Below are 25,163 nucleotides of genomic sequence, written 5' to 3' on the forward strand. Positions count from 1 at the left end.
ACAATTATCACTAACTATTATTTTGTATGTTCGGCTATAATCTGCTGGACTCGAGACCGGAGAGCCGGCACCACTTCTGCCTCAAACCAAGGATTCTTGGCCATCCAGATCTGATTGCGAGGCGAAGGGTGGACCAGAGGGAAATAGTCGGGCAGGTAGTCCTTGTACCATCTCACCCGCTCTGTCACCTTGCCACTGACCTTCTCATGAAGATAGTAGGCTTGGGCGTACTGGCCAATCAAGAGGGTCAACTCAATATCTGGACATTCTTTGAGGAGTTGAGGATGCCACTTTTCCGCAAAGCCCTTGCGAGGTGGCAGGTCACCTGATTTTCCATGCCCTGGGAAATAAAAGTCCATAGGAATGACCGCAAATAGACCCGAATGGTAGAAGGTCTCTTCATCGACTCCTAACCATTCCCTTAAGCGGTCCCCGCTCTTGTCTTTCCAATAGAGGCCCGCTTCTTGAGTCTTGAGGCCAGGAGCCTGTCCGATAATATTGATTCGAGCTGTCTTTGGTGCCGCAAATAAGGGTTCGATTCCTTTATCCGTATAGTCTTTGTTTTGTGGATCGGCCATGATGGCCTCTTTGATCCGCTCTAGTTGCTCCATTTCTCCTCCTCTAAGCAAAAACTCAGCCAGCAAGTGCCGACTGAGTAGCGTCTTATTTGATGAGTTCGTAGATGGCTTCTGCGTAGATTGCAGCTGCACGGTAGAGATCTTCTACATCCGCAAATTCATTGGCTTGGTGCATGGTGTTCACATAGTCTGGGAACATGGCACCGAAGGCAACCCCACGTTTCAATAGACGACCAAAGGTTCCGCCACCGATTACTTGCTCATGACCTTTCAGTCCGGTTTGTTTTTCATAGACACGCAAAAGCGTTGAGACCAATTCATCTTCCATTGGAACATAGTGAGGGGTGTGGCCGTGGGCAGACAAGCTAACGGACGCCACTCCTTCTACTTTTTCAAGTCCAGCTTTGATGGTTTCTGGATCTGTTCCTTTAGGGTAACGAATGTTCAAGGCAATAGTGTTATCTGAGCTGTTTTCGTCGAAGTTGAAGACACCCGCATTCATGCTGAGAGCCCCCATCTTCTCATCTGTATGGGCAATGCCAAGCTTCTCACCAGCAAAGTCTTCATGAAGAAGAGATGCTGACACTTGCAAGTATGCTTTGGCATCTCCACCGAAGTCAAACTGGTTCAAGAAGAGAGCCAAATAAGTTGCTCCATTGATCCCAGCTTCTGGAGTAGAGCCATGGGCAGATTTCCCGATAATAGTGACTTTAAATTTACCGTCATCCTCTGTTGCCACTTCATAACGAAGTTGGTGTTCATTGGCAAAGGCCTCCAAGAGACCAGCTAAATCTGGTAATTGCCCAGAAACGACTGCTGTCGCTGACTCTGGTACCATGTTTTCACGAAGGCCACCTGTGAAGCTATGAAGATGCGCTTGACCTGTGTTTTGACCACCGATGTGAAGGTACTCAGTAATGTTTCCTTTTTCTCCGTTGATGATTGGGAATTCTGCATCTGGAGAGAAGCCAAAGTCTGGATCGGGAAGACCGACATGTTTGAAATAGTAGTCCATATCGCCCCAGCCAGATTCTTCATCTGTACCGACCACAAAGCGCACGCGCTTAGAAACTGGCAATCCCAGATCCTTGATGATCTTCAAGCCGTAGTAACAAGCTACTGTAGGCCCCTTGTCATCTGATGAACCACGCGCATAGAGTTTGCCATCGATAATCTCAGGTTTATAAGGGTCTGTATCCCAGCCACTACCTGCAGGTACCACGTCCATGTGGGCAAAGATTCCGAGCTCTTCTTCCCCTTGTCCAAAGGTGAAGTGTCCAGCATAGTTGTCCACATTGGTTGTTTCGTAGCCATCACGCTCAGCAATTTCCAAGAATTTCTCAAGAGCCTTGACGGGTCCAGGTCCATAAGGGTGAGTCGCATCCGCCTGGCTGTCATCCCGTTCTGAGTTGATTTCCAAGAGGCTGAAAAGATCAGCCATCATTTCTTCGCAACGTTTTTCTACTTCTGCTTTAAAGTCAATTGTTGTCATGCATTCCTCCGTTATTTCGATTTAAATTGAATCCTCTAGAATCCCTTCAGCGACTGTCTATCAGCCTGCCAAAGGATTCTAGAAAACCGGACTTGTATCGTACGAGACGAGGACCATCCGGTTCTTTCTGTTGTTATTAGCGTTTTTCGATGATTTCGTCTACTGGCAAGCGGTAGCTAGGTTCTACCTTCTCTGCTGCGTAACCAACCGTGATCAAGAGTTCTGGACGGAAACGCTCTTCGATTTCCAAGACTTCGTTGACTTTTGATTTGTCAAAGCCCAGGATGATGTTCGAGCCGATCCCTTGGTCCGTCAAGGCCAATACCAAGTTCATCGCGACCAATCCAGCATTTAATGCCAAGTAATCGCTGATCTGTTGTTCATTGTAGCGAGTATATTCTGCGGGAAGATTTTGCATGAAGTATTGCAACTGCTCCTCTGTGAAGTTTTTGACCCCACCAACACGCGCAATCTTCCGAGCCCGACGTTGCAAATCGGTGTCCGTAAAGAGAGCGATGGTCACAGGTGCTTCCATGATTTGGTCATAGTTCCCACCATAAGCTACTTTTGCCAATTCCGTATTTTTCTGGCGAACGACCACGAATTTCCATGGTTGGCTATTGTGTGCACTTGGAGCCAAGGTCGCAATTTCAATAGCTGTCCGTACATCCTTTGGATCGACCGGCTGGTCTGTGAAATGCTTGATCGCATGACGTTTTTTGTTGAGTTCTAGGAATTTCATAGTCAACTTCCTTTTCTAATTCTATTACCTCTATTTTAACACAAAATGAAAGAGCTTGCAGAGTTTTTTCATTGATCTTTTAGGAGAGAAAGTCATAGAAGTTCTTGACATCTTGGTCATAACCATACTTCTTATTAAGACTTGCGAGGAGTTCTTTGTTATGGCCCCGATAATTATCCTCTCGTCTCAATTCTTCGTACATCTCAATAAAGGGAAGTCCCTTATCTTTGGCATCTTGGAGCTCTGCTTCATAGTCGTAAGCTACCTTGCGAAATTGCAGGTTGGTCACCCCATCTTCTTCAACATCGATCAGCGCATACTGGGCTCTATGATTTTGGAGCTGTTCCCAGTCAAAATAAGGCATGCCAATGGAACCAGGATTGATGATATGCTGGCCCTGACTACCATAGCGAAGCAATTGCTTGTGGACATGACCGTAGATGGCCACATCGGTCTGGTCATCGAGCAATTGGTCAAAGTTTTCCGTCGCATTAGCTGGACGCAAGTCCCCACCATAATTCTTTTCTGGTAAGTTGTGGGTCAGTGAAAAGCGAATGCCGTTTATCTCCTTCTTCTCCATTAGAGGAAGCGAGCGAAGCCAATAGATCCGATTAGGATCAATTCCTTCCATGACATATTGAGTGAGACGAAGCATCTGAATCTCCTGCGGATCCTCAAGCCCGTATTCGCCATCCAAAGCCTCTAGGACACAATCGTCCCAATTTCCACGAACAGCCGCTGTAATGGGAATCGCATCCAGCAAGTCAAAAAGATCCTCTCTTCCTGGCCCCGGTAACAAAATGTCCCCTAAAAGCCAGTATTCCGTCGCGCCTTGATCACGCGCATCCGCAATCACTGCCTCCAGGGCTCTTGTATCCCCGTGGATATCAGATAAAATAGCGATTCGATGGTTCATAACTACTCCTTTATCGATCAAAAATCTGTGTGCATTAAGTATAACAAAATTAGAAGTAAAACGTAAAAACCATCCATGAAAATGGATGGTGCAATTACTCAAATCCTTGGGAGGGCTCCGCCACTTCCATCAACGGACTTGCTTCTTCCTGCTTTCCTTGATGGAGCTTGGCTTGGACAGCCTCCGCTACTGCCCGTGGGATACCGACCGTGACGATTTCATCCACAGTGGCTTCTTTGATCTTGGTCAGTGACTTGAAGTGCTTCATCAGCAATTGCTTGCGTTTTGGACCCAAGCCTTCGATGCCATCCAGCTGGGAGGAGAAGGAATTCTTGGACCGTAGCTGGCGGTGGAAGGTGATGGCGAAACGGTGGACTTCATCCTGGATTCGCTGGAGAAGGAAAAATTCCTGCGAGGTCCGAGAGAGTTCGATGACTTTGAGAGGATCGCCAAAGAGCAATTCATGGGTCTGGTGCTTGTCATTCTTTTGCAGGCCTGCAATGGGAATATCCAGCCCCAACTCGTCTTGAATGACTTGCTTAGCGATATTGACCTGTCCCTGACCTCCATCGATGACGATCAGATCTGGTGGCGTCAGGTCATCCCGCATGACCCGGCTGTAACGTCTGCGAATGACCTCCCGCATGCTGGCATAGTCATCTGGCCCGACAACGGTCTTGATCTTGTACTTGCGATAGTCCTTTTTGCTTGGTTTCCCATTGACAAAGACCACCATGGCTGAGACCGGACTGGTCCCCATAATGTTAGAGTTATCAAAAGACTCAATCCGGACAGGAGTTGGGATTTGCAGGAGTTTTCCAAGATTTTCAATAGCACCTTGGGTCTTTTCCATGGATTTTTCAAGGAGATTGAACTTCTGCTCCAGACTGACACGCGCATTCTTGATGGCCAGATTGACCAACTGCTTCTTCTCCCCACGCTGGGGCTTGAGGACCTTGGTATCCACAAGGGCCTTGACCGCTTCCTCATCGATATCCTGAGGGATCAGAATTTCATTAGGAATCAAGTGAGATTTCTCTTGGTAAAACTGCCCCACATAGGTTAAAAAATCCTCGTCTGGATCATTGTAGTAAGGAAAGAGATTGACATCGCGCTCGATCAGCTTGCCCTGACGGACAAAGAAGACCTGCACACACATCCAGCCCTTGTCCACGTAGTAGCCAAAGACATCCCGATTCTGCAAATCCTTGGCCATGACCCGCTGTTTGGTCCGCAGGGTCCCGATGGCCTGGATCAGATCCCGATACTCGGCCGCCCGCTCGAATTCCATGTTTTGCGCTGCCATAGTCATCTTGACCTTGAGCTCATCGATAATCTTGTCATCCTGCCCCTTAAGGAAATCAGAAACTTCCTGTGCCATGCCCTTGAAATAGGCCTCGTCCTTGTGACATACCGTGTGGGCCATACACTGCCCTAGATGGTAGTAAAAGCAAACCTTGGAAGGAGGATTGGTACACTTGCGAAAAGGGAAAATCCGGTCTAAGAGTCGCTTGATCTCATTGGCCGCCCCCACATCCGGATAGGGACCGAAATAGAGACCGCCATCCTTTTTGACCTGGCGCGTGATGATGAGACGCGGATAGCGCTCATTGGTAATCTTGATGAAGGGATAGGACTTGTCGTCCTTGAGCATGATATTGTACTTGGGCTTGTTCTCCTTGATGAGGTTGATCTCGAGAAGCAAGGCCTCAATATTGGACTCAGTGACGATAAACTCAAAATCCACAATCTCAGATACCAGGGCTTCCGTCTTAGTATCGTGGCTACCTCTAAAATAGGACCGCACCCGATTGCGAAGATTCTTGGCCTTCCCCACATAGATGATGGTACCGTTCTTGTCTTTGTGAATGTAACAGCCCGGACTCGTCGGCAAGAGCTCGAGCTTGGATTTAATCAAGTTATTCATACTCTCTATTATAGCAAAAAAGAGGGGTGTTATCCTCTCTGTATTATGTCTGTATTTTTTATATTCACCTTCAGCAAGTTAAAAAAATGATTAAAAGATAGATCAGACATCCAATCTCAATCCTTTATCTCGACTTGCCCTTTCTCATATCCCGAGTACCAACTGCTATTAGGGCTGACATACTCAGGTAATTCTTTCTGCGGCTGATCTCCTGAAAGAGTTAAAATTCCATCATATATCAGACAAGAATACTTCACAGAATCTCTAACAAATTCATCATTTTCAGTATCATAAGAGTAGGTTCGCTCTGAACTCCCTTCCTTCACTGTGATTTGCTCTCCTTCTATTTTTATCCATGATGTTTTATCTAGTGAGGCTGTTTTAGTAGATTCATTTTTTACTGTCAGATAATAAATTCCATCCTTTGATTTCATCTCATCAAGGGTAATACTGATAATCCCTAAAATCATAAGTGCAGGAATAATCAACAAAAACCATTTCCATTTTTTAGATTTATTTTTCATCAGTAGACATTCCTCCAATTTTTATATTTTAAAATTCCTTATTTCCAAGTTTTATCTTTCCACTTCGACTCTCTCTATTATAATGGAGACAGACTATTGTTTTAAGTAAAATAGTTAGATATTTATAAAAAAATGACTTTTTTAGTCAATTAAGAGGATAAAAAACTTTCCGCTGTGAGAAAAGTGCCTGAAATAATTCGAATTTCAGGCACTCAGGAGTTTTGAGAGTAAAACAGTTTTGGGAACTGTTTTAGCCTGAGCCCAGAAATTAAAGAGCGAAGGGGCTCAAAACTAAGTCATGGAACTTCCTTGAAGTTCGCTGACGTCCGTACTCACCTAAGGAAAGTTTTTCAGAAGAATTTATCTTCAATCAAAGAGGGATCGAAAACGATCCCTCTTTGATATTAATAGCCTCTTAGGTAAGGAAGTAAGGACACAAGAGTTGTCCCAAGGACCAAGACCCAGAACCAGAAAGAATACAAGCTTCTTTGGAAGACACCGGGTGCTGGTCGGTTTTCTTGAATGTAGTGAAAAATAGCTTTTCTTTTTAAAATCAAAACTATGGTAAAGGCGATGGTTCCACCTAAAAAGACCAGAATTTGAACCCACTCAGCTACATTCATATTGACATGCGTACCGAGGTAATGAAGCCCTTGAGAGAGGACCAGGTTGTTAAAGATATGGTAGAAAATAGCCCACCAGATCGAATACTCGAAGGTCAAGTAGCCAAAGCCTAAGCCGATAATTGTCGCAAAGAACAACTGATCAAAATTGGCATGGAACATTCCAAAAGCCAAGGCTGTCATGACGATCGCAAAGACTTTTCCATACTTTTCCAAGGCTCTCAGTCCAGCAACCCGGAAAACCAATTCCTCTGTGATAGGACCGATCAGAGTCGCATAGAGCAAGAGGCTCCAAGACTGGCTGAGTTGCTCGGACATATCCTCTTGTGGCTTGAAAAAGCCTAGAGTTTCCATCATGTGGTCTAAGAGTTGAGACAAGGCGCTAGAAGCCAATTGGGCGAACCCCAAGAAGGCAATGAATACTAAGAAAGTCTGCCAGGTCATCTTGCGTCCCTTTTGTCTCACATCTCCTTTAAAGAGGGAGCCTTGCCGATAAAGGGCAAATAGGAAGACACCTATACTGACAGATATCAGGTAGCTAATCCCATTCCCATTGATGAGATTTTCTACATACTCCTGCTTCTCTGCCATCTCCAATCCATACCGTCCAAACATAAAGAGGGTAATGGCAAAGGTCAAAATGATGCTAACAAAGACCATGACCAAGAGATAGAGACAAACCATCCCCGAAAAGCTTCCCAAATCCTTTTTGGGATCTAAAAATCGATTAAACTGTTTCATCCATTCACTCCGCTAATCTACTGTTTTTGTTTTCCGGCTCCATCCGTAGCACCATCCAAAAGCCCCCTCATAGAGAACAAAGAAAATCAGAAAGGCATGTAGGAAATAGTCCTCCGGAAGAGCTAATATGATGGGATCCTTGTAGGGATCAAAGAGCCAAGTAGCATCTCCGACAAAGAGGACTTGGTGAAAGAGGGTAAAGAATTGATCAAAGCCAATAAATAGGGTCACTCCTCCTATGACGATAGGCAAGAGAACCATCCCACCAAATAAAGGGCGATAGAGACCTGCGTAGCCTTTACGCATGACCGTTCGAATAAATCGTATAGCCACTGGCAACAAGACCAGGAACAAGATCTGAGTCAGGTGAAAGAGGTACTTGACTGCTTGAAAATGATGGAGGCCATCTGGAGAGGATGGAAAATCTGGCATATCCAGCTTCCAATTAAAAGGACTGGTCAAATACTGCATGAGGACTTGAAAGTTCTTCTGAATGACTGCAGGAGTCAAACCGGTCCGATTTTGAATTCGTAACCAGCTAATCTCCATGGGATAAATCAACCAGGCTACGAGAATGGTCCCTAAAATCACTGTTGCTAAGAGCCAGAGGACAAAGCCCGTTACCTTTAACCGATCACGCATCGAAATCCCACTCCGCTAAGCTAGATAGGACATGCGTTGGTGGCAAGGGCAGATCCGGCACTTCTTCTGGCTTGGTAAAGCCAGTTGTCACCAGCAAAGTAGGAATGCCATTGTCAATTCCTGCTCGGATGTCGGTCAGGTAATTGTCTCCCACCATGACCACTTCTTCGCGCTCTAGTCCCAGGTGAGCGATGGCCTTGTCCATAATGATGGCATTGGGCTTACCGATAAAGGTCGGCTTCACGCGCGTTGCCGCTTCGATAAGAGCATTTAGAGCACCCGCCCCTGGCATCATTCCCCGCTCTGTCGGGATATTGAGGTCAGGATTGGTCCCGATAAAATGCGCTCCCTTTTGAATGGCCAAGGTAGCGATAGAGAATTTCTCATAGTCCACTTCCCAGTCGAGACCCACCACGACATAGGCTGGATTGACGGTATCTTCGACGAAGCCTGCCTCAGCAATGGCTTGTTTCAAGCCAACATCTCCAATGACATAGGCGGTTTTTCCAAGATTCATATCCACCATATAATCAATGGTTGCTAGTGTCGCTGTATAGATGGTATCCAGCGGCGTTTCGATGTTGAATTGGCCTGCCAGCATCTCTTGGACCATTTCTGGCGTCCGCGTGGTATTGTTGGTCACAAAGAGGTAGGGGATCTGACGCTCTTGCAATTCGTGGACAAAGGCTTCCCCAGCTGGAATCCGCTCTTTCCCTTTATAAATAGTTCCATCTAAGTCAATTAAATAACCCTTATAAGTCACGAGATTCTTGGTCTCCTTTTTCACTTAATTCCTCTGCTTCTTTCTCCTGAAATTGAAACTGGCCACCTGCTCCATAGAGAAGCAAGCAAGCCCCGTATAAGGCAAATTGAAGGACAAGACCGAAGAAATTGATACTTGCTTTTCCAGCCTGAGTAAAGAGGAAGGATGAAATCATCAAGATGACGATGGTCACCATTAAGCCACCAATCTTAGCCTGATCAATGGTAATGGTATAGACGCCAGTTTCTTTTTCCTCATTAGTCTCTTTGCCAGCCTGAATAGGCTTCATGGTCTCAATGAAATCTGTCATTAAAGTCGCTGCGAGGCTGACAGTCGTACTGAAGAGGACACCTTGAGAGAGCTTATTAAAGAAGTTACTCCAAAAGCTACCTGATTGGCTAGTGATACTCAAAGAAAAGACGACGACAGGCAGGATAAAGGCCAAAATCAAATGAATCCAAACACGATACCAGCGTACATCTTCCTTGAGAAAACGAAGAAAGTCTTCAAAATTCAATCGGTAGCGTACAAAACGAATCGCTTCCTCAATAAAGATATAAAAGGCTGCGACTAAGGTTAAGAAACCATCTCCCAATACATAGAGAGGATTTTTCTTACGACGAGCATAGGCAACAACCCGTCGTTGAACCTCCATCAAGTCTTCTTTTTTCTGTTTTAATCTTCTTTTTTCCATAATGTTTCCTTATCTATTTCTTCCCAAGTGATGAGGGCTTGGGCGTGTACTTGGCCTTCTGATGAGATGACATGATTGCTGATCATCCCTTCTCGCTCAACGCTAGAGGTAATCATGCCTCCAGGAAGGACCTCCTTAACATACTTGAGATGGACACGTTTGGGGATATGCTGGGTTAGGAATTCTGCTCCCATGACTTCAAAGACCCAGTCTAGGTACTTGCTGTTGTTCACATGACCGTTCATGTCTAGATCATAGAACCGCACATGGTAGTCCTGCTCCATGGCCCCATTCAGTTCTGGATAGCGTGGACCACGGCGGATTTTCTTCTCAAACGGTGACTCATATGGATCGGTGATCTCCTCCGGTACGGATTGGACCTTACGACTATCCCGATCCATCAAGACAAAGGTGGCCACCATCTCGACGATAGCTTCCCCATTCTGATCTCTGACCACAAAGGAACGGTAGCAAAAGAGACGATTGTGGGCCAGGGCCTGAGTCTCAATGGTAATCTGTTCATCAAAGACCGGCAGGCGATGAACCGTGATGTCATAGTCGGTGATGATCCAGACTAGATTGTACTGTTCGAGCAGGTCCCTGTCACTGATACCAATCTCCATCGACTGCATGCCTGAGACTTGCAAGGACAAGAGGATGAGCTGTGGCATTTTGATAAAGCCATTCACATCGCTCATATCAAAGGGGACTTTCATGTCATACTGATAAATTTTAGCCATCGTTTACTCCAATATAAATTTCTCTGCTACGGTATCCCCAAGGAACAAGCCTCTCTTAGTCATCCGCACTTGCTTGTCATCTGGAACCAAGAGTCCCTGCTCCGTTAGACTGGCCACCACTTGTCCATAGCGTTGGTCAAAGGAGATACCAAATTTTTCTTCAAAACGTGCCTTAGACACACCTGTCTTTTTCCGTAGACCGAGGAACAACTCCTCTTCCATCTTCTCTTCCAGTGTCAGGTGCTCCTCTGTAATCCGTGCCTTACCAGCCTCAACAGCTTCCAGGTAATGCCGGATTGGGCCATGATTCTTGTAGCGAATCCCATCGACATAGCCGGAAGCACCAGCTCCCAGGCCATAGTATTCTGCATTATCCCAATAGACCAGATTGTGGCGACTTTCAAAGCCAGGCTTGGAGAAATTGGAAATCTCATAGTGCTCAAAGCCTGCTTTTTCCAGTTCCTCAATGATGTACTCAAACATCTCCGCTTCCAACTCTTCTTTGGGGAGAGGAAGCTTGCCCCGTCGCATGCGGTTCATAAAGACCGTGTGGTTTTCTAAAATCAAACTATAGAGACTCATGTGGGGGATGTCCAAGTCGATCGCCTTGGCGACATTTTCCTTGACCTGGTCCATGGTCTGACCCGGCAGAGCATAGATCAAATCAATCGAAATATTGTCAAATCCTGCCTGCTTGAGGTGGCGGATATTGTCATAGATATCCTGCTCCTGGTGACTCCGACCGATCTTTTTCAGCATCTTGTTATCAAAGGTTTGGACACCCAGAGAGACCCGATTGACCTGAGACTCCTTGAGAACTGCGATCTTATCCGGATCCAAATCGCCAGGATTGGCTTCGATGGTAAACTCTTCTACTTCCGATAGGTCCATAACCTTGGGCAATTCTGTCAAGAGATAGGCCAGTTGTTGGGCGGACAGAGCTGTCGGAGTCCCTCCACCGATGTAGAGAGTCCGAAGTTTGCCAATCTCATACGATCGAGTCTCCTGGATCAAGTGTTCCAGATAGGCATCGACCGGCTGATTCTTGATAAAAACCTTAGAAAAGTCACAATAATAACAAATCTGGGTACAAAATGGAATATGCACATAGGCAGAAGACGGTTTAGCTTGCATAACCTTTATTATACCATATTTCCGACCAAAGCCCGAGCAGAAAATAAAGGGGAAAGCAAGGATTTCCTTGACAAGAAGGAATGAAAGGATTAGAATAAAGCTAATCACATTCGGAGGTAAGGAGATATGAACAACTAAGTTTCGTTAAATAAGATACTTTATTTAGTGGACTGTTTGTTCTATCTCTTTTTGTGTACCCTCTCGCCTAATTTCCAGCCTTTTGTTGGCTAAATAAGGTCTTTTTCTGCTTGGGTTTCACTTGAATACAGCTCTACTAAATAGGTAGAGCTATTTTTTGTCCCAGTAGAAAGGAATCTTATGCTAAAACTATCCCACCTCACTATCCGACATACAAAAGATTTACGAGATCTGGTTCGAAATCTTTCCCTGACCATTCATGAAGGAGAAAAAGTTGCCATTATTGGCGAAGAAGGGAATGGAAAATCTTCCTTACTTCAGGTCCTTATGTCCCCAAAATCTCTACCAGATTATCTGACCATAGAAGGAGAAATCACCACTTCCTTTCACTCCTATGCCTATATTCCCCAAACTTTACCGGAAGCTTTGAAGGGAAAAACCTTGGAAGAATATTTTTTTGGAGAGGACGAACTAGACTATGCCACCCTCTACAGACTGGCAGATCAATTGCATTTTAATAGCGAGCGCTTTGCAAGCGATCAAGCTATCGGAAGTCTATCTGGAGGAGAAGCCCTCAAAGTCCAACTGCTTCACGAACTTTGTTGTCCTCATGAATTGCTATTTTTAGATGAACCTTCAAATGATCTGGATTTGGAGACCTTGGACTGGCTCCAGCATATGATCCAAACGAGCCCCCAAACCATAATATTTATTTCCCATCATGAGGATTTTTTGACTCAGACGGCGGATACGATCATACACCTCAGACAGATCAAACACCGCAAGGAGGCTGAAACCATCGTAGAGCACCTAGGCTATCAAGACTACAGTAGCCAGAGGGAACAACAATTTAAGCAACAGTCTCAGCAAGCAGCCAACGATCAACGAGCCTACCAAAAAACAATGGAGAAGCACCGTCGCGTCCGTCAGCAAGTCGAAACCTCCTTACGAAATACCAAAGATAGCACTGCTGGACGTCTCCTGGCAAAGAAAATGAAGTCCCTCCTCTCACAAGAAAAGCGCTACGAGCGAGAATTCCAATCCATGACTTCCCAACCCTATGATGAGGAAATCATCAATCTACATTTCCCTTCCCTCACTCCCTTGTCTCCTCAAAAACTTGTCCTTCTCTTAGATCAGGAAGAGCTCATAATTGGTGATCGTGTCCTAGTCAAGAACCTCTCCCTCACACTTCAAGGGCAGGATAAGATAGGGATTATCGGTTCCAACGGTGTTGGGAAATCCACTTTCCTAAAAATGATCTGGGAGATTTTACAGAATAATGAGAGTATCCGCACTGCCTATATGCCTCAAGATTACACTGAACATCTCCCTCTGACTCAGACACCCGTTCAATTTCTACAGCATTCAGGCGATCGCGAAGAAATCAACACCATTCAATTGCATTTAGCCTCCCTCAACTTTACTTATTCTGAAATGCATCATCCGATCTCTGAACTTTCTGGTGGCCAGCAAGGAAAACTCTTCCTCCTTCAATTAGTACTCACAAGTCCCCAGTTTCTACTCTTGGACGAGCCTACCCGCAATTTTTCCCCCACTTCCCAACCAGAAATTCGTCGCCTATTCGCAGACTACCCAGGCGGACTGGTTACAGTCTCCCACGATCGGACCTTCCTCAAAGAAGTCTGCCAAAAAATCTATCGTCTGACTGAAAATGGTTTGGTAGAAATAGAGGCTCTCTAACGTAAAAAAGATTGGCTAAAAAACCAATCTTTTACGTTGAAAATAAAGTCCTCTATTGAAACTTTCCTTAGGTGAGAACGGACGTCAGCGAACTTCTTCGAAGTTCCATGACTAATTATTGAGCCTAAGGTCTCAATAATTCCGAATGCCTGAAACCATTAAGTTTCAGGCACTTTTCTCACGGCGGAAAGTTTCAATAGAGGATTTGATAACTCTGAATTTGTTAGATTTGTTTAAAAGAACAGTTCGTCACTGTTCTACAAGCTTGGTTTTGACCAATTATTTTATCTAATTTCGCCCTGCCTCTTGTCCCATTTCCTGGGTGCGTTTGTAGGCAGCTTCCACACCTGCAATAATGTCGCCCCGTAAACCAACTTGTTCTAAGCGGTTGACTCCTGCGATGGTAGAGCCACCTGGACTACAAACCGCATCCCTTAATCGGGCTGGGTGATGGTCTTGACCTTGCTCCAAGACAAGCTTCCATCTTGATTGGTCAGGGAAGAGGTCCCTACTTTAAACACAATTCGCTTATTCTTCATCCATTCATTCTTCATAGTATTCGATTGTAACATTATACCATGAAAGCCTTAAAAATTTCTAAGAGGGGACCAGAGAAGGCTATTGCCCACAAAAAAATGAGTTTGAACCTCAAGAGTCAAACTCGTTTTTATGATTGAATGCTTATCCTTGACGGAGCTGCTCCAAGGTTTTTTGGAAGATCTCCGGAACCTCCACTGAAAACTCCATGACCTCTCCCGTCCGAGGATGGGTAAAGCCCAGTGTTTTAGCATGGAGGAATTGCCCATGGCCTTTCAAAGTCCTACGAGGTCCATAGACTTCATCACCAGCGACCGGATGGCCAATATAGGCCATGTGAACCCGGATCTGGTGGGTCCGTCCGGTCTCCAATTGCAGCTCGACCAAGCTATAATCCCCGAAACGTTCCAAGACTTGGAAACGAGTCAGAGCTGGTTTCCCTTTGGCTGTCACAGCCTGCTTCTTGCGATCCTTGTCACTCCGTCCAATCGGTGCCTCTATGACACCTCGATCGTTAGGAAGATTTCCATGGACAATGGCCCAATACTTACGCAGGGACTTCTTAGCCTTGAGCTCATCTGCCAAGGCTACATGGGCGGCATCGTTCTTGGCCACCATGAGGAGGCCAGAGGTGTCCTTGTCAATCCGATGGACGATCCCTGGACGAAGCTCGCCATTAATGCCTGACAAGTCTTTGATGTGATACATGAGGGCATTGACCAGAGTTCCACTGGTGTGACCAGCACTAGGATGGACCACCATGCCCTGGGGTTTATTGACCACTGCGACATCTGCATCCTGATAGACAATCTCTAAGGGGATATCTTCTGCTTCATAGGTCACTTCTTCAACTTGAGGGACTTCATAGCTTATGACATCCCCTTCTTTTACGGTATACTTGGCCTTTTTGACTTGACCGTTGACAAGGATCTTTCCTTCCTTGATCTGTTCATTAGCCAAGCCACGTGAGAGTTCCGTCAACTCTGAGACGGCCTTATCCAGTCGCGCACCAGCGACTTCCACTCTAACTTCCATGGCTCTCCTCTCTTAAAAGATAAATCAGTAACAATCCCACACCGACGGTTAAATAAATATCTGCTACATTAAAAATGGCAAAATTCATAAAATCCAAGTGAAACATATCGACGACAAAGCCCTGACGAACCCGGTCAATAAAGTTGCCGATTCCCCCTGAGATAATCAGGGTCAACCCAACCAAGAGCCAGAGGGAACCTTTGATGTGACGATAAAGGTAGACAAAGGCGGTTCCCATGGCTAGGATCGTAATGATGGTAAAGAACCACTGTTGGTTTTCTAACATAGAAAAGGCAGCACCTGAGTTCTTTAGATAGGTAAGGCTGACCACTTTGGGAATGAAGCGACGCATACCCCCTAGCGGGATCTCCTTGACAACATACCCCTTCACCGCTTGATCTAGGATAATCAAGAGGAGGATACTAATAAAAATACTTACTTTTCTCTTCATTACCTACCTCTTCTCATCAAAGTAGGCTTCCATAACTTGGACAAACTTCTCAGCTACCGGTGAGAGATCTACCTCTTCCCGCTTGACATAGACCATTTTATTATTCAGATCATCGATCAAGGGGATAACGGTAATGCCATTCACCGACTGGCTATCCAAGAAGCCAGAACCGGTCGCATAGGCATCGGTCCGCTCTAAAATCCCATTCAGGGTTGCGCGGTCCGTCACATTGAAGAGCTGGGAACTGCTACTCGTATCGACAAAGTTCTCCGAATAGTAGAGATACTCATCCTTTTCCTGGGTAAAGCGAACAGTCGGTAGGTGTGCCAAGTCCTCCATCACTAAGGATTCTTTCTTAGCTAATGGATGACCCTTGCGCAAATAGATATGAGTCTGGAAAGGAATCAGGTCAACGACTTCCAAGCCCAGTTTATCCACCCGTTGCATGATCCCTTTTGTATTTTGCTTATTGAGGTAGATAATCCCCAGTTCACTATGACCCTGAGCCACTTCATCCAGGATTTGAACCGTTGTCGACTCAAAGATTCGGAAATCTTTGTTCTCCGGATAAAGGACTGAGAATTGGGTAATCAAAGGGGGAAGGAAATCATAGTGCTGACTCGAGATTGAGAATTCCTTCTTTTCTTCCTCAGGATTGGCATACTGGTTTTGAAAAACATCAAAGCCCTTGACCAATTCTTGGGCCTTTTCATAAAATTCCATCCCGCGGCGGGTCAAGAAAGTCCCAGAACTAGTCCGACGGAAAATTTTAAAGCCCAGTTCCTTCTCCAAGTCTCTCACAGAGATGGACAGACTCGGCTGACTGACGTACATTTTTTCAGCTGCTTCACGAAAAGTACCACTATTGGCAATCGCGACAACATAGCGTAATTGTTGAATATTCATGTCTTCTTCCTTCTAACAATATCACTCCATTATACCATAATCTAGAGGATGAAAAAAGATGGGGGCATCAATCGAAAGAGCACAAAAAAACTCCCTGATGTCAACTGCACCTCAAAAGTTAGACAGAATAATTTAACTTTTCGGAGTGTTTTTATTGTTAAATTAACGTACAATAATAAGCTTAAAATTTATGAACTCAGAAAGAAAAGGCAAAGCTTCAACCAACTTTCAAATCGATTTGGTGTGGATATTTCTAGACAATATTATCCCCCCCTTGATCTTTTGCTACTCATTTTTGAGAAGCAAAAGATTTTGATTTTCTGAATAACTTTAGTCAATCATTTGATCGAACCAATCGGCATATTGGGTTTTCACTTCAAGCTCCTTTTCAGTTGTCTACCCGACACCGCTGACTCCTAACTATCATTCTAGGTTACATTAATAAGTTCGTTCATAGTATTCCTTCCTAAATTTGGTATAATAAAAAAAAACGAGGTGATAGTTATGAGACTAAATCCCGATTGTATTCGAGATATTCTTTTTGTTGTAGAAAATAATGCGACGTATTCAAATGATGTTTCTGAAGAATCGATTTTCAAAGAACTTACTCCAAAATATTCTCGAGAAGAAATCCTCTACCATGTACGACAATGCGAACACAGCGGATTATTCCTCAAAGTGGTACACTATTTTGGAGGCTTCTCCATTGAGGATCTATCACCTTATGGTCATCGTTTCATTAATGATATACGTCAAGATAATAACTGGAATAAAACAAAGGAAATTGCCAAAAGTGTCGGCTCTTTTTCATTGGATGTTCTAAAGATATTTCATCACAAGTTATTACCAACCTCATTTCAAATCAACTTGGCAGTAAATTTTAAGTAGACAGTAGCATGGTTGCTTTCAGCCGTGCTTTTTGATTTGATTGATTGCACACCTTTTAATTTTTGGTTATTCAAATAAACGCCGTCTTTTCTTATTTTCAGTTCGTTCATAAATTCTCTTTTCTTGGATTTCACGTTTCGTGAAGTTCAGGGTGTAAATATATCGCCCAACTCTTTATTGAAATGTCGAGCGATTATAAACATCTCACTTTGAGTGAAGGCCGTCTTCCCTAATTCTTTATTTCGATAAGTAACTTCACTTTTATTTATCAATTTTGCCATTTCTCTTTGAGAAAGGCCGTGTTCTTTTCTCAACTTATATAGCAGAATCTGCATTCTTTCACCTCCTATCTAAATTCGTCCAAGCTGACTTCTAGTGCATCAGCTAATTTTCACATATTCGTTCAAGACATCTCTTTCAATTTTCCAGCCTTTAAGTTGGAAAAATTCGATTGAGAAATGCCTGATTTTTTAGCTAGTCGATATACTGACCAGCCTCTTGATTTTAATTGTTGTTCAATCTTTTTCTACATTTTAAACACTATATGTTGTGTACGCGCAACATATTCAATCCTTTATACCACTATATATTGACAAATAAAAGCTTTTACATTATAATGTATCTTGACTGAGACCTCTCACCGTTTTAGTCAAAATTTCAACGGAAAGGAGGAAAAACTATGGGCAAAAACCAACATGTCGTACCTGCCAAGAATGGCGGTTGGAACGTGAAAGGTGCTGGCAATTCTAGAGCAACAGCTCATACTACTACGAAGAGAGAAGCTACAAACATTGCTAGACAGATTTCACAAAATCAAGGTTCCGAGCTAATCATTCATGGAAAAGATGGGAAAATCCAAAGCCGAGACAGTCACGGTAAAGATCCATTCCCTCCTAAAGGCTAGTCATATTTCGGTCTTAGCCTTATAACATATCCTGTAGCAGGAGTTACATCATCCAATGTGACTTCTGCTATTTTTTTCTTACCGTCACTAGTTTCAACAATTAGTCGTGTATAGAAACGACTATCTAAAATATTCACCCGATTTGGTTTAAATCTATACGGATATCGTTTAGGTTTCATTCTTTCACCTCCTTATTATTTAATTTCCTATCGCTATTTGGTATAATAAAAATAAAAACGATTGGGGTTAGTATTTATGTCTGATAAAACTTGTTTTGTTGTTACTGCTATCGGTTCACCAGGAGATGCCACCAATAAACACGCAAACAAAGTATTGAGAAATCTAATTAAACCTGTCTGTGAAGAACTAGGTTACAATGTAGTTCGAGTCGATCAAGAAAGTTCATCTGGAAATATCAACGACAGTATTATTAGTCATCTTAAACATGATCATCTTGTAATTGCAGATATGACTGGCCACAATCCTAATGCTTTTTATGAGCTAGGATTTAGAGAGGCTCTTAATCGGCCTATGATCCCGATTATTCATCACGGAGAAAGTTTGCCTTTTGATGTTTCTAGCAATAGAACAATCATGTATTCCTTAGAAGTAGAGGACATTGACGTAGCCAAAAATAAACTTCACGAGATGATTAAAAGTTTTGATGGTTTTATCATGCCTGACGAAAAAGAACAACAGCAAACAACATTAAATGACTTGAATAATAAGATCGACGATATTCTTGCAAATTCATCAAACCAAACGATTAACAATAAATTAGATAAAATACTAGAATTGTTGAAGAAAAATACTAATAAAAATTTTACAATCTCATCAGAAATTAATGGAATTGATAGCAAAGGTATCCGAACATTTTTAGAACGTTCTCGAGAATCAACACCTTTCATTACTCCTGATCTGAAGCATCTATCACGCCCTGAAGATAGTAAATAAGCATCTTCTGTTCGGTTTGTAATTGAACCAATTCTTCTGTTTTACTACGGATAACATTGACGCTATTCAGCAGTTCACGAACTGCTGTTTTTTCTTGTTCGTTCAGCATGAAACTACCTCCTACTTAATTAAATTTAAAATTACAATTACAATAACCACTCCTACTGCGACCAAACCGCCGATTTCCCATCTTTTGTCGTCCATTGCTTTTCTCCGAACAGTATGCTAAACTTAAGTCGTAGGGTTGGGGCTTGCACCCCTCCTACAACTGTGTGTAACTCTTATCTAAATAAGAGTTGGAGTAACACGGCTATCAGTGCGATGATCGCCGCTATCACTGTGGCTCTTGGTTGTGTCAACCAAGGGTCTTTTTTCTTTTGCTTTCGGCTTAGCATACTGTCCTTCCTTCCTTTTGTTTTTGGTTAATTCCTTAACCTTGATTATATTTTATCGCGGTTAAACCGTGATGTTAATAAAAAAATACGTTTTTTTTATTTTTTTATCATTCTTCTTTACTTTTTTACGTTTTAACCGTAGAATATAATAAAAGGAGCGATTTTTATGGCATTAGGAAATAAAGAGATTATGTCTCGAAATATAAAATACTACCTTCAAAAATATGGCAAAACTAGAAATGACCTAGTAGCTGATTTGAACTTGAAGTATATGACAGTTTCTGACTGGATAAATGGTAAAACATATCCGCGGATTGACAAAATAGAAATGCTTGCAAATTACTTCGGTGTGATGAAATCAGATCTTGTTGAAGATCGTTCAGCAACACAAAATATTGTTGAGAATCGTATCGTTGACAAAATTGTTAATACAGTTAAAGAACTCGACCCAGAACCATACCAGCGCAATGTACTAACTTACGCAGAAGGACAACTTGAAGAGCAAAAACAAGCTAAGAAGAGACTAGCTGAAGTCCATGATTTGGTCGTCGAATATATTACATACAACTACTACGATCAGCCTGTTTCTGCTGGTACAGGACAATATTTGAATGAAGTACAGATAGAGACAATCCAACTACCTGTGAAGGTAGATGCTGACTTTGTTTGTCCGATTGACGGAGATTCGATGGAGCCCGATTATAAATCTGGGGATTATGTCTTTGTTAAATTGACGGTAGAGCTTCCAAGTGGTACGGTTGGAGTATTTGACTACGAGGGAGAAGCCTATATCAAACAGCTTATTATAGAGAAAGATAAGGCCTATCTGAGAAGTTTCAATAAGAAATACAAAGATATACCGATTGATTCAAACAGTGATTTTAGGATCATCGGTAAAGTCGTGGATGTGTATAGAGAAGAAAAATAAAAACCATCGTGAATTAAATGATGGTGGTTGACGAATAGGAGTGATCAATTTACATGAATGACAATGAACATAAACGAAAATTAACGGCTTCTAGAGATATACTACTTAACGTGGCTCTGAATCCGCACAACCCAAAATTCCTCTCTTTACCACAACACGAAGTTCTTCGTGCCAAAATTTTTCGTTCTGAAAACAATAATAAACAGAAAAAGTTTATTAGATATAAAAGAGGAACTATTGTATTTATACATTTTGGAATAAATACAGGTACAGAGTTCTCAAACTCTCACTTCGGAATAGTGCTAGACAAAGACGATCATCCTAAACAAGGAAAGCTGACCATTCTTCCACTTACTTCAAAAAGCGGGAAACAAAATATTTCGATTGGGAAAGCTATCTTTTCTGGAATTATGAATGATGCTGAAAAACAAGTGAAAAAGATGCAAGAAATCTTGAATATGACTTTTGACCTTGAACGTTTACATTATTCATTACCAAAACCTCCTAGTCACTTCCATATGGGGGAGAATCACCCTAATTATAAGGATTGGCATGAATATTATAATCGACACGATCCAGATGGCAAACATATACCGGTTGCTAATGTCACAATAAAGCAATGGATCCAATCAGATTTAGATAAGATTAATCATTTGAAGAAGCTATATCGAAATTACAACAAGGTTTCTTATGCAAAGATTGATTCTATTACTTCAGTCAGTAAATTAAAAATTGCGAAACCAATAAACGATTTGGATCCTGTTGGGAAAATTCAATTAAGCAAAGAGACGATGGACGAAATAGACCAAGCTCTTGCAAGAAAATTGTTATCTGGTCCTTGGAGACGTGTTGACAAACAAACAGAATAGTGTTAAGATAATGGTGTAATCTTGGCAAGGTATCTTGCCATTGAGGAATTATTTTGTGTCCAAAAGGACTCACTGATAGCACCTGTCTTAAAGGATAGGTGTTTTTGTTTTCTATAAAAAGAAAAAAATCCCCACAATCGCCTGCAAGCTAAAATGTGAGGATGTGCTGTATAGAAAGAATGGCATTAAAAAGCCCTCTTTACTATACCCATTTTAACAAGAAATGAGGTGAAAATCAATGATCAAAAAATATAAAAAAGGTGATGGTTTCGCCTACTATTTTAAAGCCTATCATGGAATTGATCCATTGACTGGCAAGAAGATTGTTACTCTTAGACGTGGCTTTAAAACCGAACGAGAAGCTAGACTGGCTGAAGCTAAGTGTTTATCTGATTATGAGAAGAAAACCTTTAGAAGCAGAAATACCACTACTACTTTTAATCAGGTATATGAAACTTGGAAAGAGCATTATAGAAATACTGTAAAAGAATCAACCTATGTTAGCCAAATCGACAAAGCAGACAGACTTATTATCCCTCATTTTGGAGACAAACCTATAAATAAAATAAGTTTGGCCATGTGCCAAACTCAGGTTAATAAATGGGCTGAAGAATATAAGCGTTTTTTCGGTATCATCAGCATTGCTAATCAGATATTTGATTATGCAATATCTATGGAATTGATTGATAGTAACCCTATGAGAAAGACTCTTAAGCCAAAACGACAAAAAAATAATACAAATGAACTTGAAAAGTTCTACAACAAAGAAGAACTTAAGGAATTTTTTAAAATCGTTAAAGGCTTCGACGATAATGAAATGATGACGTATTTTAGATTACTAGCTTTTACCGGAATGCGAAAGAATGAAATTAGCGCTCTAAGATGGTCTGATATCGATTTTAAAAAAGGGCAGATTACTGTCAATCAAACCTTGGCCAAGGGTGAAGATAATAAACTTATCTTTCAAACTCCAAAGACAAAAAAGAGTGCCCGAACAATTACCCTCGATTCAAAAACAATCAAGGTTTTAAAAGATTGGCACAAGTATAGTACAAAAGGACTTCTTTTTAAAAATGATAATGGAGAACCCAAGAGTGTTGTCCATGTCAACAATATGTTGAACAGAATCTGGAGGAAGTACCCTGATTTCAAACGAATCACACCTCATGGATTTAGGCATACACACTGCTCTCTACTCTTCGAAGCTGGTGCTACTATCAAGGAAGTCCAGGAAAGACTCGGTCATGAGAATATTCAAACCACTATGGACATCTATGCTCACGTCACCCAAAAAGCAAAGGATGAAGTAGCTGACAAGTTCGCTTCTTACATTGGTTTTTGAAATATGGGTATCAGCGTGGGTATCAAAACAAAAAAAGAGGCTCTCCGAAAACTCGGAAAGCCTTATTTAATGCTACTTAGAGCGATTATTTAGCGATTGGGTAAACAGAAACTTGTTTCTTATCGCGACCTTTGCGTTCGAAGCGTACTACGCCTTCAACTTTAGCGAACAAAGTATCGTCTCCACCACGTCCAACGTTCACACCTGGGTAGATGTGAGTACCGCGTTGACGGTAAAGGATAGATCCACCTGTTACAGTTTGTCCATCAGCTGCTTTAGCTCCAAGACGTTTTGCTTGTGAATCACGTCCGTTTGATGTAGAACCTCCACCTTTTTTGTGGGCGAAAAGTTGCAAGTTAGCAAGATTCAATTTCAACATAATTGTTTTCCTCCAGTTAGTTTTCTGTGATAACTCTTGTTTGGACGAACTCCGATGAGTTCTCCGATAAGTTTGCCATCCCTAAGAAAAATGATTCAAAGAATAGTTGGGTCATTTCTCTTTGATGAGGTGGAATGTCTGTCGGGATTGTGACCCGCATGAAGCCACCCTCTTCTTCGTTTAATTCTAGTTCCGGTTCATAGCCTGCAAATTTCTCAACTGAGTTGACAAAGTTAATGGCAAGCGTAGAAACCGATGCACACACGACATCTAAGCCGTATTCGCCACTTTCGGCGTGACCAGTAATTTCTGCACTCCTCAGCTCGCCATCTTCGGCTCGTTCAAAGACTGCTTGTATCATGTGTTCTCCTAAAAATTAAGCGTTGATTGCGTTGATGACAACTTTAGTGTAAGGTTGACGGTGACCTTGTTTACGGTGGCTACCTTTTTTAGGTTTGTACTTGTAAGTAACAACTTTCTTTTGTTTTCCTTGTTTTTCAACAGTTCCAACAACAGTAGCTCCTGAAACAAGTGGAGTTCCGACAACAGTGTTTTCACCACCAACAAGAACAACTTCGTTAAATGTAACTTCTTGACCAGCTTCAACGTTCAATTTTTCAACGTAAACTGCTTGACCAACTTCAACTTTAACTTGTTTTCCGCCAGTTTTAATGATTGCGTATGTGCTCATTATGCACCTCCTATGTATTTTTGGGTTTCCCCGTATTTTGTGAAGACTCGCCTAGCATCGTGGGACGAACCACTTAAGCTCAAAGGATGAGCAACGATGATCGAGCGGTTGCACAGGCATGTGCATAGTCAACTCTCTAAGTATATCACTTCTATCAGACAAAGACAAGTATTTTTGTTCCTTGAAAACGGATTTTCATCATTTAATGATAAAAATAGAGGAAAACAAGCGTTTTCCCCTTTTTCATCGATTGGTCTTGCTGATTCTTCAAGCAATCTCAATGGATCTTACAACAAATCCTCAATCAGCTCGTCAACTTCATCAGTCTCTGCTTGTGGTCTGATCTCAGTAATCATGATGCCTGCTACCGCACGCTCCACCAAGGCTTCCACGTCCATGCGTTCTTCATACTTCTCCGCATTTTTTAGTTTTGGATTGGTCTTTGGACGGTCTGGTGCAAAGATGGTACAGCAATCTTCGAAAGGCTGGATAGAGATTTCAAAGGTGTCGATGGCCTGGGCGATGTCAATAATCTCCAACTTGTCCATAGTCACCACTGGACGAATGACGGGCGTATTGGTCACGGCATTGATAGCCTGCATGCTCTCTAGCGTTTGGCTAGCTACCTGACCAAGACTTTCCCCATTGATGATGACTAGGCCTCCACGGATTTGACGGATACGGTCTGTAATGCGCATCATAAAGCGACGGGTCAGGGTCATGAGATAAGCTTCCGGCGCCTTGGCTTTAATCTCTTCTTGAATCTCAGTAAAAGGTACTTCGATAAACTGGATATTGCCCCCAAACTTGGTCAATTTACGAGTTAAATCGTGGGCTTTTTTCAGCGCACCCGGGCTGGTATAAGGCGGGCTAGCAAAGTGGACCGCCTCGATGTCCACACCACGCTTCAAGGCTAGGTAACCCGCTACTGGAGAATCAATCCCACCAGATAGCATGAGCATGCCTTTACCAGACGTCCCAACTGGCAGACCACCTGCTCCCTTAATGGTTTCATAAGAGATATAGGCTGCTTCTTCCCGGATCTCTACTTGGAGGTTGATATCCGGTTTTTTCATTTGGGCTTGGATACTTGGGATCGCTTCAAAGACAGCGCCACCCAAGGTTTGGTTGAGCTCACGGCTATCCAACTCAAAAGAATGGTCACTTCGTCTGCTGGAAATCTTGAAGGTCATCCCTTCTTGGTAAATATCCTGCATGATTTCTTGAACGGCTGAAATCAAGGCTGGGACTGATTTTTCAATCTTGTAAACGGGTGAAAAATTTTGAATCCCGAAGACCTGTTTGAGGGATTCAGCTACCTGTTCATAATCCGTTCCATTTAGATAGGCATGGGCCCGGTCCCGATCGGCTGTCACTTTGACAGCTGGGTAAATGGACAAGACATCTGAGATATTATTACGCAATTTATTAATAAAGCGCATCCGGTTCTTTCCTTTAGTAGAAAGCTCCCCATAGCGGATCATAATTTCTGAATAAGTTAATGGCATAGTAACTTCCTTTTCTTT

Annotated in this window: 30 protein-coding genes, 1 pseudogene and 1 other annotated feature; of the genes and pseudogenes, 7 read left to right on the forward strand and 24 right to left on the reverse strand. The window is 42.7% G+C overall.

Annotation, left to right across the window (positions count from 1 at the left end; translation table 11 throughout):
- Positions 1-17: 17 nt before the first annotated feature.
- The 12 genes from EAI95_RS02795 to hemW form a co-directional block, all read right to left on the reverse strand.
- Positions 18-611 (reverse strand): uracil-DNA glycosylase family protein, encoded by a 594-nt coding sequence (locus EAI95_RS02795; protein WP_023023037.1) that lies wholly within the window; start codon positions 609-611, stop codon positions 18-20.
- Positions 612-663: 52 nt separating this feature from the next.
- On the reverse strand, positions 664-2,070 hold the full coding sequence (gene pepV / locus EAI95_RS02800) for a dipeptidase PepV (RefSeq protein ID WP_129822130.1): 1,407 nt from the start codon (positions 2,068-2,070) through the stop codon (positions 664-666).
- Positions 2,071-2,206: 136 nt separating this feature from the next.
- The gene (locus EAI95_RS02805) at positions 2,207-2,812 is read right to left on the reverse strand and encodes a nitroreductase family protein (protein WP_129822131.1); all 606 of its coding nucleotides are present in this window, start codon (positions 2,810-2,812) and stop codon (positions 2,207-2,209) included.
- A 79-nt stretch (positions 2,813-2,891) separates the two neighbouring features.
- Entirely contained in the window at positions 2,892-3,728 is an 837-nt protein-coding gene (locus EAI95_RS02810) for a metallophosphoesterase family protein (RefSeq protein WP_129822132.1), read from the reverse strand.
- A gap of 94 nt (positions 3,729-3,822) precedes the next feature.
- Entirely contained in the window at positions 3,823-5,655 is a 1,833-nt protein-coding gene (gene uvrC / locus EAI95_RS02815; protein WP_129822133.1) for an excinuclease ABC subunit UvrC, read from the reverse strand.
- A gap of 116 nt (positions 5,656-5,771) precedes the next feature.
- Positions 5,772-6,179, reverse strand: coding sequence for a hypothetical protein (locus EAI95_RS02820; protein WP_129822134.1), 408 nt, complete (start codon positions 6,177-6,179; stop codon positions 5,772-5,774).
- A 404-nt stretch (positions 6,180-6,583) separates the two neighbouring features.
- A complete protein-coding gene (locus tag EAI95_RS02825) occupies positions 6,584-7,543 on the reverse strand; it encodes a CPBP family intramembrane glutamic endopeptidase (RefSeq protein WP_129822135.1) in 960 nt (319 codons plus the stop codon).
- A gap of 12 nt (positions 7,544-7,555) precedes the next feature.
- Complete coding sequence (locus tag EAI95_RS02830; protein ID WP_129822136.1) at positions 7,556-8,185, reverse strand: TIGR01906 family membrane protein; 630 nt, start codon at positions 8,183-8,185, stop codon at positions 7,556-7,558.
- On the reverse strand, positions 8,178-8,948 hold the full coding sequence (locus EAI95_RS02835; RefSeq protein ID WP_023023020.1) for a TIGR01457 family HAD-type hydrolase: 771 nt from the start codon (positions 8,946-8,948) through the stop codon (positions 8,178-8,180). The genes EAI95_RS02830 and EAI95_RS02835 overlap by 8 nt, the downstream gene beginning before the upstream one ends.
- Positions 8,938-9,642, reverse strand: a complete 705-nt coding sequence (locus EAI95_RS02840; RefSeq protein WP_023023018.1) for a hypothetical protein — start codon at positions 9,640-9,642, stop codon at positions 8,938-8,940. The genes EAI95_RS02835 and EAI95_RS02840 overlap by 11 nt, the downstream gene beginning before the upstream one ends.
- Entirely contained in the window at positions 9,624-10,382 is a 759-nt protein-coding gene (locus tag EAI95_RS02845) for an acyl-ACP thioesterase domain-containing protein (protein ID WP_117744165.1), read from the reverse strand. The genes EAI95_RS02840 and EAI95_RS02845 overlap by 19 nt, the downstream gene beginning before the upstream one ends.
- 3 nt (positions 10,383-10,385) lie before the next feature.
- Positions 10,386-11,516, reverse strand: a complete 1,131-nt coding sequence (gene hemW / locus EAI95_RS02850; RefSeq protein ID WP_117744164.1) for a radical SAM family heme chaperone HemW — start codon at positions 11,514-11,516, stop codon at positions 10,386-10,388.
- Positions 11,517-11,834: 318 nt separating this feature from the next.
- Here hemW and EAI95_RS02855 point away from each other — a divergent pair, with 318 nt between their 5' ends.
- Positions 11,835-13,358 (forward strand): ATP-binding cassette domain-containing protein, encoded by a 1,524-nt coding sequence (locus tag EAI95_RS02855; RefSeq protein WP_129822137.1) that lies wholly within the window; start codon positions 11,835-11,837, stop codon positions 13,356-13,358.
- Positions 13,359-13,646: 288 nt separating this feature from the next.
- On the opposite strand, the pseudogene EAI95_RS02860 reads toward EAI95_RS02855, so the two are convergent.
- The 4 genes and pseudogenes from EAI95_RS02860 to EAI95_RS02880 all read right to left on the reverse strand — a co-directional run.
- Positions 13,647-13,838: pseudogene (locus EAI95_RS02860) on the reverse strand (pyrroline-5-carboxylate reductase dimerization domain-containing protein); the annotation flags it as partial.
- A 201-nt stretch (positions 13,839-14,039) separates the two neighbouring features.
- Positions 14,040-14,930: an RluA family pseudouridine synthase gene (locus tag EAI95_RS02870; protein WP_129822138.1), complete on the reverse strand. Its 891-nt coding sequence runs from the start codon at positions 14,928-14,930 to the stop codon at positions 14,040-14,042.
- Positions 14,920-15,381, reverse strand: a complete 462-nt coding sequence (lspA, locus tag EAI95_RS02875; protein WP_129822139.1) for a signal peptidase II — start codon at positions 15,379-15,381, stop codon at positions 14,920-14,922. Before lspA ends, EAI95_RS02870 begins: the two co-directional genes overlap by 11 nt.
- A 3-nt stretch (positions 15,382-15,384) precedes the next feature.
- Positions 15,385-16,287 (reverse strand): LysR family transcriptional regulator, encoded by a 903-nt coding sequence (locus EAI95_RS02880; RefSeq protein ID WP_048690250.1) that lies wholly within the window; start codon positions 16,285-16,287, stop codon positions 15,385-15,387.
- Between the two features lie 504 nt (positions 16,288-16,791).
- On the opposite strand from EAI95_RS02880, the gene EAI95_RS02890 reads away from it, so the two are divergent.
- Positions 16,792-17,175 (forward strand): DUF2513 domain-containing protein, encoded by a 384-nt coding sequence (locus EAI95_RS02890; protein WP_238662887.1) that lies wholly within the window; start codon positions 16,792-16,794, stop codon positions 17,173-17,175.
- 146 nt (positions 17,176-17,321) lie between these two features.
- Here EAI95_RS02890 and EAI95_RS02895 read toward each other — a convergent pair whose 3' ends face one another.
- Together EAI95_RS02895 and EAI95_RS10085 are read right to left on the reverse strand one after the other, a co-directional pair.
- Complete coding sequence (locus EAI95_RS02895) at positions 17,322-17,510, reverse strand: helix-turn-helix transcriptional regulator (RefSeq protein WP_129822141.1); 189 nt, start codon at positions 17,508-17,510, stop codon at positions 17,322-17,324.
- Positions 17,511-17,578: 68 nt separating this feature from the next.
- Complete coding sequence (locus EAI95_RS10085) at positions 17,579-17,695, reverse strand: helix-turn-helix transcriptional regulator (protein ID WP_257573089.1); 117 nt, start codon at positions 17,693-17,695, stop codon at positions 17,579-17,581.
- 159 nt (positions 17,696-17,854) lie between these two features.
- Between EAI95_RS10085 and EAI95_RS02905 the strand changes: the two genes are divergently transcribed.
- Entirely contained in the window at positions 17,855-18,079 is a 225-nt protein-coding gene (locus EAI95_RS02905) for a DUF2188 domain-containing protein (RefSeq protein WP_129822142.1), read from the forward strand.
- Here the strand turns inward: EAI95_RS02905 and EAI95_RS02910 are convergent.
- The gene (locus tag EAI95_RS02910; protein ID WP_129822143.1) at positions 18,076-18,258 is read right to left on the reverse strand and encodes a hypothetical protein; all 183 of its coding nucleotides are present in this window, start codon (positions 18,256-18,258) and stop codon (positions 18,076-18,078) included. The two genes, EAI95_RS02905 and EAI95_RS02910, sit on opposite strands and share 4 nt — an antisense overlap.
- A gap of 76 nt (positions 18,259-18,334) precedes the next feature.
- Between EAI95_RS02910 and EAI95_RS02915 the strand changes: the two genes are divergently transcribed.
- Positions 18,335-19,033, forward strand: coding sequence for a hypothetical protein (locus EAI95_RS02915; RefSeq protein ID WP_129822144.1), 699 nt, complete (start codon positions 18,335-18,337; stop codon positions 19,031-19,033).
- Here the strand turns inward: EAI95_RS02915 and EAI95_RS09955 are convergent.
- Positions 18,987-19,142 carry a hypothetical protein gene (locus EAI95_RS09955; protein WP_155223217.1) on the reverse strand — a complete coding sequence of 52 codons (156 nt, stop codon included), beginning with the start codon at positions 19,140-19,142 and terminating at the stop codon, positions 18,987-18,989. The two genes, EAI95_RS02915 and EAI95_RS09955, sit on opposite strands and share 47 nt — an antisense overlap.
- Before the next feature lie 452 nt (positions 19,143-19,594).
- Here EAI95_RS09955 and EAI95_RS02920 point away from each other — a divergent pair, with 452 nt between their 5' ends.
- The 3 genes from EAI95_RS02920 to EAI95_RS02930 all read left to right on the forward strand — a co-directional run bounded on the left by EAI95_RS02920 (position 19,595) and on the right by EAI95_RS02930 (position 22,567).
- A complete protein-coding gene (locus EAI95_RS02920) occupies positions 19,595-20,356 on the forward strand; it encodes an XRE family transcriptional regulator (RefSeq protein ID WP_155223218.1) in 762 nt (253 codons plus the stop codon).
- 53 nt (positions 20,357-20,409) lie between these two features.
- The gene (locus EAI95_RS02925) at positions 20,410-21,225 is read left to right on the forward strand and encodes a MazF family toxin-antitoxin system (protein WP_129822146.1); all 816 of its coding nucleotides are present in this window, start codon (positions 20,410-20,412) and stop codon (positions 21,223-21,225) included.
- 238 nt (positions 21,226-21,463) lie between these two features.
- On the forward strand, positions 21,464-22,567 hold the full coding sequence (locus EAI95_RS02930; RefSeq protein WP_129822147.1) for a site-specific integrase: 1,104 nt from the start codon (positions 21,464-21,466) through the stop codon (positions 22,565-22,567).
- A gap of 85 nt (positions 22,568-22,652) precedes the next feature.
- Here the strand turns inward: EAI95_RS02930 and rpmA are convergent, their stop codons facing one another.
- The 4 genes from rpmA to thiI all read right to left on the reverse strand — a co-directional run bounded on the left by rpmA (position 22,653) and on the right by thiI (position 25,145).
- Positions 22,653-22,946, reverse strand: a complete 294-nt coding sequence (gene rpmA / locus EAI95_RS02935) for a 50S ribosomal protein L27 (RefSeq protein WP_003002805.1) — start codon at positions 22,944-22,946, stop codon at positions 22,653-22,655.
- Between the two features lie 16 nt (positions 22,947-22,962).
- Positions 22,963-23,307, reverse strand: a complete 345-nt coding sequence (locus tag EAI95_RS02940; protein ID WP_006596492.1) for a ribosomal-processing cysteine protease Prp — start codon at positions 23,305-23,307, stop codon at positions 22,963-22,965.
- 15 nt (positions 23,308-23,322) lie between these two features.
- The gene (gene rplU, locus EAI95_RS02945) at positions 23,323-23,637 is read right to left on the reverse strand and encodes a 50S ribosomal protein L21 (RefSeq protein ID WP_003007734.1); all 315 of its coding nucleotides are present in this window, start codon (positions 23,635-23,637) and stop codon (positions 23,323-23,325) included.
- A gap of 33 nt (positions 23,638-23,670) precedes the next feature.
- Positions 23,671-23,757, reverse strand: a sequence feature (ribosomal protein L21 leader region).
- 167 nt (positions 23,758-23,924) lie between these two features.
- Complete coding sequence (gene thiI, locus EAI95_RS02950; RefSeq protein WP_129822148.1) at positions 23,925-25,145, reverse strand: tRNA uracil 4-sulfurtransferase ThiI; 1,221 nt, start codon at positions 25,143-25,145, stop codon at positions 23,925-23,927.
- Between the last annotated feature and the right edge of the window lie 18 nt (positions 25,146-25,163).

It is taken from the genome of Streptococcus sp. bf_0095, assembly GCF_004166885.1.
In the GTDB taxonomy this organism is placed as follows: Bacteria; Bacillota; Bacilli; order Lactobacillales; family Streptococcaceae; genus Streptococcus.